Below are 9,831 nucleotides of genomic sequence, written 5' to 3' on the forward strand. Positions count from 1 at the left end.
ATGGAAATAACACTATTAAAAGCTAAGATACATACGGTCACCGTGACGGAAGCTAACGTCGCCTATAATGGGTCTATTACCATCGATGCCGCATTACTGGAAGCCGCAGGAATAAAGAAATATGAGCAGGTATATATTAATAATGCGGTCAATGGCAGCAGGATAATGACATACGTACTACCCGGGACAAGGGGCGGCGGCGAGGTGTGTATGAACGGAGGTGCGGCACTTCATGCACAAGTTGGCGATACCGTCCATATTCTATCTTTTGTAACGATGTCTCCTGAAGAAGCTGATCAACATCAGCCGACTTTGGTCTTCACCGAAGGCAATAACCAGATCAAGTCCATAGCGAAATATGAATATTAATTGCGATCAGCTACATTGGGATTTACTATCGCAGGATTAGATAATCTTTTCGCTGCGCCGGTAAAGAAGTTATAAAAGAGAATCCCCGGTACTAAAATGTACCGGGGATCTTTCTAATGGGCTTTTAGCGGCCCTTGATCAACTGTAGGTTAATAAAATGATAATCGGCATTTGTACCACCGTTATCATTATTTTTTTATGCGTAATCCGTTATGGATTCAATGGTAAATGTTGCTATCTATCTAAAAACTAAACCTCTATCAATCAGTATTAAAATATAGTCTCCAATGGGCCTTGTTCCGGTTTAGCAACTGCATTACGTTGCGTTTGTTCACGCATCCAGTTGTTAAAATCAATATCCGAAGCGATATTAAATTTTTTGCGCAATCTGTTTTTGCGCACCTGCACAGCACGTATCGTGACGGAAGTGTATTCAGCAATATTTTTGGTCGAAAAATTCAGAAAGGTCATGGCACAGAATTCCAGCTCACTGCTCCGGATTTTGGGATTTATAGCCTTTAATGATTCAACAAATTCAGGATACAACTCGTTGAATAAAGTCAAAAATTCTGCATTATTGTTCTTAGCCAAAGTGATTAAGTTATTGAATTTATCGGTTTCCATTTTGCATATCGTTTTTCAGTAAATTGTTATTTCTAATTCTGTCTTTCGCTCATAGGTGTCACTGCTAGCAAGCAGAAGATTATATTCATTTTTTAATGGAATATGAACTGCTACCAATTAAACTCGATGGGGTTTAAACTGTCCCATCGAGTAATCCAAATATATTATCATAGAACCTTCACGCAAATTGGGCCCCATCGACAATTCAGTAAAATCCAGTTTTTAAATTTCTTCACAAAAACAACTCCACCATGCTTTTGCTCCAATAACTTCTCAACCAGAATATCTTACCTATCTTGCTGACAAATATTGTCATTTGAAGAAAGAATAAAGAAAAAGCGCATTTCACATTGATATCACATCTTTACAATGAGCTGAAAAACAATTATTTACAACAGTACGACCCTAACATTATGCCGAACGTAAGGATGAAGATTAGGAAATCCTCAAGTTAATTAAACTGTATTTTTACTCGTATCTAGCTATTAGATTCACCGTCCAAAGAAAATGATTCACCACTTTTGCGCGAACAACGCGCAGCCGACTTGGTATAATCAGCATTATTTTTATCAGAAAAAAATAAGATCCTCTTAATTCAAAGTTCCAATTATGTGCTTCGAATTTTAGGGACAAGGTAGCTGAGCGTGGCAGTACATTCGGATCATATTTGGCTAAAAAAAACTCGACAGGCATATCGCCTGTCGAGCAACTGCTACCTATAAATTGCAGCAAATGTAATCGGATAAATTACCAGTTAATCGTACGGTTGTCATCATCCGCTTGTTCCCAAGACTGTTGAGGATCATTGCTAATGGTATTTGCAGAACCTGCAGCAATACCTTGCTCCAATTCTACATTTGTGGCCTCAATCTTTGGGCTTGTATATATTTTTTTTGACTGATTAGTTTTCATATCTTAATTTTTAGACGCTATTATTTTCAATTCATTGCGAAATTTTACAATGATTATTATGGACAAGCAACTTTTTTTCTACCGCTTCCTGATCCCACCATTTTGGTTGCTCCCTGAACAACTTGTGTAATTTTCACGTTATTGTCCGTCGTAGACCATTGAACAGTATTGAAAGAACCTTGTGTCAGTACCAATGGATACAATGCTCCACCAGAGCTTTTGCTACCAAACATTGTCACTTTACCATCACGGCTAATAACCACACGGATAATTGGGTTTGCTGCAGTACCTGTCATACTGTAGATCTGAGGCACATTAGCACCGCCCTCTGTATTGACACCATTATATATACTTCCATCCTCAAACTGTACATTCCTAGGCGCAATTGCAATACCTGATTCAAACTGGATTTCCTGAGTTGCCAATTTCACACCATTTATCTCCATATTAAAGGAGTTGTCCAATTGAAGAATATCAAATACAAACCCATAGTCTGCTCCCGGAGCAGTAAGGTCTTTCTCCACGACACCACCTGCTGGTACGACCACTCCGTCTACCACCGCGCCGCCACCAGAAGCAGCATAGTTCCAGTTAAGATCCGCTCCACCAGTAACGGGTTGCGTACAGGTTTTGAAGTTCAGGTTTAAGTTGTAACGTTGTCCGGGCAATATTTGTAAACCGACAACAGAAACATTTGTTTTCGTCTCACCATCGATCGTGATCGAGCCAAAGTTGAACGAGCCGTTTGTTTCTCCTGGATGAATCAATAAAGTAGGAACGCTTGATACGCTGCGCAAACCAGCTCCTAATAGCGGGAATTGTACCGTAGCAGTTGAAGTCGTACCGTTATAGCTTATCGTACCATCTGCCAATTTTAAATTTGCGCTAGGATGCGTAGGACTTATCGTTGGGGAAACCAAACTTGTTATCGCTCCAGTCATTTCGGTTGCCATGCTCAGGTTGGTGGTTACTTCACTGTATTTATGTTTTAAGACAACATCCAGATTATTATCGCCAGAATGTACCGTTAGATCTTTCTTGAAATACATCAGGTCAGCACTGATGTTATCAAGACTGGCATTACTTAGGGTGGTTTGGGCCGTTACAGTTGGGACCGACGCTGTACTGTTTACAGAATAAGCAACAAATGTATACGTCTGTTCAGCATCCAACGCGATCTCATCACTATTGGTGCTCGAATTTGTATAGGTTTTCTCGGTTACATACTCCCCATTGCTGTTATAAACAACGATTTTATACTTAACGTTTGCAGCTAAAGGCGTTATCTCTTCTGTTACAGCAGCGCGGCTACCGGATGATGCACGCAACAGGTTGCCACTTGTTGCAGACGATCCGTTCGTCAACGTTGCTTCAAAAGAACTTGTACGGGTAAAAGGTACAACGACTGTCTGTGCTGTAGTCGAAGAACTAGTTCCATTACCCGCTTTCTTGGTTGTTACCACTGGGTTTTCAACCCCAAGCAACTGAATGTTAACGCTAGCCTTGCCGCTGGTCGCTACACTATCCTTACTTTCTTTACAGGAATACAAAGATCCGCAAATCAGAGTTGATAGCGCCAGAGCGCTCCAACTTTTCTTTATTTGCACTTGTAGAATCATTTCTTTAATTAGTTTGAAGATGAATAAATATTTTAATTGGCAGCAAATATTGTGATAATTTCTCATAACGAAATTACACATAGATATCACAGATGTATCACATCCAAGTTTCAAGTAAAATTTCCATATAAAATAAATAAATCATAAAAACAGAAAATAATTATCAATTAGTAATACAAAACACACCTTATACGACATGATACCTGAAAAGGAATTAACTTTCTCAGTAAATAAAGAATGGAATAAAAAGTTTAAAGAAAAGCTTTAAGAATAACAATAAAAACCTATATATCAATCAATTACAAAAGTGTGATATCAATGTGATAGCTGTATTTTAAGGATTCTTTCTGTTCTCCACTATCTTTGACAGAGGAAATACGATATGTTACAATGTATCAAGGCTCTACATTATCAATGTAATGAATAATCAAAACAACGGATAATTATTTTTACAGTACAAGCCAAGACTAAAATGAAGAGAAATATAAATCAAAGCACTAATTTTTTAATCGTAGGGATTCAACAACAGCATTAGGAGGAAATCAACGAGGAACTTATTACTAGCTCCTGCTGGTTGTAATCTACTAATAATTTAGACTTATACTAACGTACAGACAAGATAAACCAAATAGTAAAATACACATGAAAAAAAGAACTGAAAAAAACATTTACCTAAAACCTGCCATCGAGCGGTTACAGGTAGAGATGGAACAAGGTATTGCCGCTGGCTCGGCCGCAAATCCAGGCGTAGACGACGGTGGATTCACGCCAGGCGGCAGTGAGATCAAAGATCCGAATGCAGGCACAGATAATGGCGAATGGTGGACTCCATAATTTTAATAACCTTACACATGAAAAGAACAATGTTTAAATTTACAAGAACAACAATATCATTCGCTATGGTTCTCTTATTGATAGCCTCTTCCTGCAGTAAGGACAGCGAATCTACGCCAGTCGAAAACAAGACAGACGGTATCACTTTTAAAGCTTTAGGTGCCGAATTTGCACCAAGTTCCGTTACCAAAGCGCAGAATAACCGGACAAGCAGTCCAATAATAGCCGTTGAAGAAATTCAATCCGGTCCGTTTACAATCACTGCTGAACTATCTGAAGACCTAAGCGCTACTTCACAGCCTTCGTTAAAAGCGGGTACGAATGTGAAAGCCGCTGTACCATTTGCCACCGAGGTAAAATATCGGGTTGTCGCTTACCAACTTGATGGAACTTACATCGACCAGGCCATCGGCAGCAGCGCCCAGCCAGACGCCGTAATGTTTGCCGGACAGCTGACTGCAGGACAAACTTACAAGTTTGTGATTTATTCGCTAGGTTCTGCAACGGATGCACCACCAGCGGCACCAACATCAAACATCAATGCCGCGGGCGACCTAAGCAAAGCACTGACATTGACCTTTGACTCGTTCGAAGAGCAAGGTGCCGATTTTATGTATGCGCTTGTGGAAAAAGAAATCGAAGCAACCGGGCAACCTACAGCTTTAGCGGCTACTTTGCAGCATAAATTTTCCAAAGTAAGCATTCAGCTGCACACGGCAGATGCAACAGGTACATTTGGCACAAGCAACTATGTCAGGGGAGGATACCTATCCGAGACCCCTGTAAATGCTGAAGTATCCAATGCGGGCGGTTTAAACAAAAATTCATCTATAGACCTCAGCACAGGAGCTGTCATTGGTGGCGAGGCCGCGACACCTTTCCGCGTTTCAGGTATTAATGCAACGGCCAAGTCGTATATCCTGAATACAGCTGCGACCACCGGCACAACCAGTTTTGCAGTAGCAATTGACGCAGGAAGTATTAAAATAGGACATGATGTCAATACAAGAGTCACTCCTTTTGAATTTACAGCGAGCACATTAGAACCGGGAAAAGCTTATACACTACGCATCCGTTTGAACAGCGACCGTTATGTCAATGCGGCCAATGAGACAAGAAGCGCTACGGCAGCTGATGCCCGCTACGCTGTGATCGGCGGTTACCGTTGGGATCGCTACAACCTGGGCGTAACAAATGTAAACCCGGCGACCAATAATCCGGATGCCGTTCCTTCTGTACAAGCGCTATACGGTAATTACTATCAATGGGGCCGCCAAGTACCTGTAGCAAATGCATACAGCGGTGATGGTGCCATCGCAGGCTGGAATACGACACCTGCTGCTGATGGTTCATGGAACAGTGGTACTGCAGCCGCTCCTGTCAAAGCAGCATTGGATCCATGTGGCTTGAATGACAGACTGCCTAGTCAGGCGGAGTACACTGCTTTGGGAAGCAATACCCGCCACACATCGATCGGAAACTGGATTCCATTTTCAGGGACGTCAGCAGGCCTTTCCGACTTTACAGCAGCGCACATCATGACCAGTAAAAAGAGTAGTGATGTTCAATTAAGTTTTCCTGCAGCTGGTCATCGAAGTTCTGTAAATGGAGTCCAAGTTGTCAGACAAAGTTCGGCAATCTATTGGCTAAATACGGAAGTCGGCGGTAATGATAGAGCACTCCAAGGCCGTGGCTTTCAATCTTCTTGGGATACTTCAAATTACTTTAAAATTGCTGGCTACCCAGTACGTTGTATCCAAAATAAATAATTACTAAAAAAATATGGCTTCTACCACTTGATTCGGTAGAAGTCATCTTTTTCACGTATTTCCTTTTAGACGGCATGTCCCTTTGCCGGTCTTTGTTTTTAATATCAGCTCGATTTCGGGCTCAGCAATTAGTAGGAACCTATTTATATACCTAAATCTATAATAGCAAACAGATCACTCGTATCTGATACGATCGATCGACAAACCAAACACAAGAATTGAAAAATATGGGAAAGATAACGGATCATGATGTGGCCGCACTTATAGCAAGAAGGATAGTGGAACTTATTGATTTAACAGGATTACCATTGGAAGGTTTAGCAAATTTTACGGGATTATCCTTTTCAACCCTACGAAGCGCACTCAAAAAGTCCTCATCACTCTCCATTGATAGTTTCGCAAGGCTCTGCACACCGCTCTCCATATCACTTTCGGATTTTTTCAATCCGAAAAAACAATTACCTCCCCATACAAAGGACCTACCAAACTTGGTCAAGTTTAAGGTTATATTTCTGTCTTCTTTCGAGCAACCGCGTCATAAGGAAAGGCCGGGATCCAAGCCAGATGGTATCAATGCCGACCTTAGGCATCAACGCAAATTTCTTGCACAGCTGATCTATTCTTCAGACTACTTTTTAACCGCACGGACGATTGATCAAATCGCAATTGACCTGGAGGTAACACATCATATTGTGATTAGGCCCGAGCGTCTGTATGCACTACTCAAGAAATATGTCGGTCTTGAGCTCTTGGAGAAAAAAGTTTTACCGAGAACAGCGCGCAAACCGGACGATTCGCGCAGGCCGTATCTCTATTATAAGAAGGGCGCATAGTTTTATTTATCCTTTAGGCATAAAATTTGTCCATGCAAAAAGAGAAAAAAAACGGATCATGAAAAGAACAGTACTATTATTTGCACTCGCAGCGGTTATGGGTTCCTGTAATCAAAAACCAAAAGAAACCACAACAGCTCCCATTCAACAAGATACTTCAGCAGCGAAGGAGCCTGCACAAATCGATACATCAACGACGTTCGACCTCGCCAGTATCCCCTATTCAGATGCGGATATCGGTGTATTTCCCTTTTTTACTCCTCCAAAAGGATATAAAGAAATGAACCAACCCATCAATAAGGATTTCGATGTCTGTTATTTTGCGATCAATGGTGTGATGAAACCCTACGAAGGAAAACTCTACAAAGCCAATATCACCAACGAACAGGGGACACAGTTTTCACAACGCTACTTTGAAAAGAGTATGGAAGATTATCTGGCCTCCATTGGTGCCGTGAAAATTTTCGATGGCAGCATCACTTCCGAAGAATACGAGCGTTACCATAAACAAGACCCCTACAAAGGTGATGAGGGCGACATCGGATATGCCGATCAGCAGATCCGCGTATACGTGATCCGCAGTAAAAATCAGGGCAATATTTTTATTCAATATACAGCGGATAATGCAGGTGCCAAGCTCAACATACTACAGGAAAATAATTTTAAACAGACGATCCGCAAAATCACGGCAGATGATATTAGCAAGGATCTTTCAGAAACAGGAAAATCAATTGTCTACATCACCTTTGATACAGACAAATCCAGTATTACCACAGCAGGAACAGACCTGGTCATTCAGATTGCAGAAGCCTTGAAAAACAATCCTACGCTCAAAATTGCCATTGAAGGACATACGGACAATACTGGCGACGCAGCACATAATAAAAAACTTTCTGATGAACGCGCACATGCCGTACTCAACGCCCTGGTGGGGCAAAAAATTGACAAATCACGTTTGACAGCGAAAGGTTATGGGGCTGAACGGCCTCTTGTTGCCAACGATTCAGAAGATAACAGAGCTAAAAACCGCCGTGTAGAATTGGTTAAGGTCAAATAAAATCAGACTATACAGCGCCTTACTCGATAGAAAACGCTGTATAGTCGTAAAAGCCTTAATTACCAGTATTATATGCTATGGGAGCTGGATAGCCCTTATCCTTGAGCGCTGCTATCGGCACAGCAATATCCTGCTGTCCAAGGACTTTCCGGGTGACCTGGCCCTTTTCCTTACGGTTCTCTTTGGCGGCCTCTCTTTTCTGGGCACTATCCTCTGCAGGGCCCTGATCTGGGTGATCAGCCCCCGCAATCTTATTGCCACGCGCGTCCTGATTCATCTCATTCAGAGCCTGTGTCAGGTTGCTTTTTTCCTGCTCGCTGAGTTTCTCAAATTTAACCCCGTAGGCGTCAAGCACACGGGTCGCATTCTCAATAGTATTGGTACCCCGTTCGTATACATCGCGATAGATATGCAGCTGGCCATCCTGCGCGACAATGGTTTCGTAGCGCAGCTCCACCAACACCGGTTGTTTTAATTTGACCGATTCAGTTTTCGTATTTTTCTTTTCGTAGTCAGCGATTTCTTCAGCTGAAATTGGACTGCCCGCTACCTGGGTCAGTACTTTGGTAAAATCCTGCACCTGCGCATCCGTCAGGCCCACACAACCGTGGGACGCAAAGGCCCCTAGCTTGGACGCGTCTTTTCCGCCATGAATCAACGAAGGCATGCCAATAGGAATTTTGATTGGACCCAAGGGATTTAATTTGCTCCCGGCTGGCACCTTCTCCCCAGGCGTTACCTTACCTTTTACCCATGGTTCATCTGGTGGCGTCCAGGTAGGATTAAAGATTACGTTGGTCGCCTTCCGCACGCCCGTTGGCAAAGGAAATTCAGGATAACCGACGCCGATCTTATAGGTTTTGATCAGCTTTCCCTGCTGAAATACATCCATCCGAAAAGCTGGTGCATTGACAACGATCCGTGTATCTTCGGGGACCTGATTAGGCTGCAAGGGCAGCTTGTTCTGCTCATCCGCGTACCGTGCTGCTATAAAATGAAAGAATTGTCCGGCTTTTTGTTCGCCCAGGATCCGCACAATTTCTGTCGTCGCCTGTTTGATGGACGCTTTAAACGATTTGGTCGAGGCTTCCTCGTCCTCACTTAACTCCCCGACAGCCGCACTGGCCGCCGCCTTTAGGGCAGTGACCTGTTCTTTATTGAGCTGCAGATCTGATTTTAATGTGCGCTCAAAATCTTCTTCGTAGAATAGCGCATTGAGCCAGGCCAGCGTAAAATCGGTATTTTCAGCCTGCTCGGTCAGGTCCGCCTCCCTATCGCTTGCTGATTGCGTTTTTGCGTTGCGGTCACGGCAACCTGTTAATATAAGTGCTGCCAACAAGATTCCGAATAAATAAGTGTTGATGTATTTCATATACCTTATCAACAAGTCTGCGATAGAAAAAGTTTAGCAGCAGGACTCTTTGTAGTCTACAAATGCTTGCGCTTGTACTGAAGTGAAAATATTACAAAACATTGACAGGAAACCAATATTTTTAATCATTTTAGGGCAGAACACGCTAAAAAAACAAATATACTTTTAAATATTAAACAAATTCATTGAAAAACTCAAGACAAAAACAATAAAACACCCATAAATAAATAAAAAATGAACGAATAACCAGAAAATAAAATCAAAATAATACCAAAAAATATCATAAAACATGATTTTCATCATATTATTCATAATAAAATGTTAAATTTGTATTAAAAACAGAATTTAATTGACAAAAATTTAGGAAATAACAATAAAAGAAATTATATTTGCAATACCTTATTAGGTTTATAATTGGTTATTGAAGGTTTTCATTCTCCCC

At 41.7% G+C, this 9,831-nt stretch carries 9 protein-coding genes; 5 read left to right on the forward strand and 4 right to left on the reverse strand.

Annotated elements, in window-relative coordinates:
• On the forward strand, positions 1 to 369 hold the full coding sequence (gene panD / locus HPC41_RS09940) for an aspartate 1-decarboxylase (protein ID WP_172393870.1): 369 nt from the start codon (positions 1 to 3) through the stop codon (positions 367 to 369).
• Between the two features lie 270 nt (positions 370 to 639).
• Here panD and HPC41_RS09945 read toward each other — a convergent pair whose 3' ends face one another.
• The 3 genes from HPC41_RS09945 to HPC41_RS09955 all read right to left on the reverse strand — a co-directional run bounded on the left by HPC41_RS09945 (position 640) and on the right by HPC41_RS09955 (position 3,524).
• Positions 640 to 993, reverse strand: a complete 354-nt coding sequence (locus tag HPC41_RS09945; RefSeq protein ID WP_172393871.1) for a helix-turn-helix transcriptional regulator — start codon at positions 991 to 993, stop codon at positions 640 to 642.
• A 747-nt stretch (positions 994 to 1,740) separates the two neighbouring features.
• Positions 1,741 to 1,905 carry a hypothetical protein gene (locus tag HPC41_RS09950; RefSeq protein WP_172393872.1) on the reverse strand — a complete coding sequence of 55 codons (165 nt, stop codon included), beginning with the start codon at positions 1,903 to 1,905 and terminating at the stop codon, positions 1,741 to 1,743.
• Positions 1,906 to 1,961: 56 nt separating this feature from the next.
• The gene (locus tag HPC41_RS09955) at positions 1,962 to 3,524 is read right to left on the reverse strand and encodes a hypothetical protein (RefSeq protein ID WP_172393873.1); all 1,563 of its coding nucleotides are present in this window, start codon (positions 3,522 to 3,524) and stop codon (positions 1,962 to 1,964) included.
• 642 nt (positions 3,525 to 4,166) lie between these two features.
• Between HPC41_RS09955 and HPC41_RS09960 the strand changes: the two genes are divergently transcribed.
• From HPC41_RS09960 to HPC41_RS09975, 4 genes are all read left to right on the forward strand, one after another.
• The gene (locus tag HPC41_RS09960) at positions 4,167 to 4,358 is read left to right on the forward strand and encodes a hypothetical protein (RefSeq protein WP_172393874.1); all 192 of its coding nucleotides are present in this window, start codon (positions 4,167 to 4,169) and stop codon (positions 4,356 to 4,358) included.
• Between the two features lie 17 nt (positions 4,359 to 4,375).
• Positions 4,376 to 6,127, forward strand: coding sequence for a hypothetical protein (locus HPC41_RS09965; RefSeq protein ID WP_172393875.1), 1,752 nt, complete (start codon positions 4,376 to 4,378; stop codon positions 6,125 to 6,127).
• Between the two features lie 227 nt (positions 6,128 to 6,354).
• Positions 6,355 to 6,960: a hypothetical protein gene (locus tag HPC41_RS09970; RefSeq protein WP_172393876.1), complete on the forward strand. Its 606-nt coding sequence runs from the start codon at positions 6,355 to 6,357 to the stop codon at positions 6,958 to 6,960.
• A 58-nt stretch (positions 6,961 to 7,018) separates the two neighbouring features.
• Entirely contained in the window at positions 7,019 to 8,017 is a 999-nt protein-coding gene (locus HPC41_RS09975) for an OmpA family protein (protein ID WP_172393877.1), read from the forward strand.
• A gap of 55 nt (positions 8,018 to 8,072) precedes the next feature.
• On the opposite strand, the gene HPC41_RS09980 is transcribed toward HPC41_RS09975, so the two are convergent.
• Positions 8,073 to 9,389 carry a L,D-transpeptidase gene (locus tag HPC41_RS09980; protein ID WP_172393878.1) on the reverse strand — a complete coding sequence of 439 codons (1,317 nt, stop codon included), beginning with the start codon at positions 9,387 to 9,389 and terminating at the stop codon, positions 8,073 to 8,075.
• Positions 9,390 to 9,831 lie beyond the last annotated feature (442 nt).

The sequence above is a fragment of the Sphingobacterium prati genome (genome assembly GCF_013167215.1).
Lineage (GTDB): Bacteria > Bacteroidota > Bacteroidia > Sphingobacteriales > Sphingobacteriaceae > Sphingobacterium > Sphingobacterium prati.

Bases quoted from the DNA above. Each gene is read 5' to 3' on its own strand.
- HPC41_RS09955 (WP_172393873.1), bottom strand. From the start codon at position 3,524: ATGATTCTACAAGTGCAAATAAAGAAAAGTTGGAGCGCTCTGGCGCTA.
- HPC41_RS09960 (WP_172393874.1), top strand. From the start codon at position 4,167: ATGAAAAAAAGAACTGAAAAAAACATTTACCTAAAACCTGCCATCGAG.
- panD (WP_172393870.1), top strand. From the start codon at position 1: ATGGAAATAACACTATTAAAAGCTAAGATACATACGGTCACCGTGACG.
- HPC41_RS09975 (WP_172393877.1), top strand. From the start codon at position 7,019: ATGAAAAGAACAGTACTATTATTTGCACTCGCAGCGGTTATGGGTTCC.
- HPC41_RS09965 (WP_172393875.1), top strand. From the start codon at position 4,376: ATGAAAAGAACAATGTTTAAATTTACAAGAACAACAATATCATTCGCT.
- HPC41_RS09950 (WP_172393872.1), bottom strand. From the start codon at position 1,905: ATGAAAACTAATCAGTCAAAAAAAATATATACAAGCCCAAAGATTGAG.
- HPC41_RS09945 (WP_172393871.1), bottom strand. From the start codon at position 993: ATGGAAACCGATAAATTCAATAACTTAATCACTTTGGCTAAGAACAAT.
- HPC41_RS09980 (WP_172393878.1), bottom strand. From the start codon at position 9,389: ATGAAATACATCAACACTTATTTATTCGGAATCTTGTTGGCAGCACTT.
- HPC41_RS09970 (WP_172393876.1), top strand. From the start codon at position 6,355: ATGGGAAAGATAACGGATCATGATGTGGCCGCACTTATAGCAAGAAGG.